General features: G+C 61.1%; 1 protein-coding gene. It reads left to right on the plus strand.

Annotated features, from left to right (window positions below; all coding sequences use genetic code 11):
* On the plus strand, positions 1-270 hold a 270-nt coding region (locus R0J88_RS20380), incomplete at both ends, for an aminotransferase class III-fold pyridoxal phosphate-dependent enzyme (RefSeq protein ID WP_410900932.1).

Below are 270 nucleotides of genomic sequence, written 5' to 3' on the forward strand. Positions count from 1 at the left end.
CTGGGCGGCACCTACACCGGCAGCCCCACCGCCTGTGCGGCGGCGCTGGCCGTGATGGAAATCTTCGAAGAGGAAAACATCCTCGAGAAGAGCCAGGCGCTGGGCGAAAAACTGGCAGCCCGCTTCAACGAGTGGCAAGGCAAGTTTGATTGCATCGACCACGTGCGCAACATGGGCGCAATGGCAGCATTTGAGCTGGTCAACAACAAAACCGACCGCACGCCGAACCCGGAACTGGCGGCAGCGCTGTGCAAAAAAGCCCGCGAAGAG

This window comes from Pseudoalteromonas sp. SIMBA_162, from assembly GCF_046535955.1.
GTDB classification, from domain to species: domain Bacteria; phylum Pseudomonadota; class Gammaproteobacteria; order Enterobacterales; family Alteromonadaceae; genus Pseudoalteromonas; species Pseudoalteromonas marina.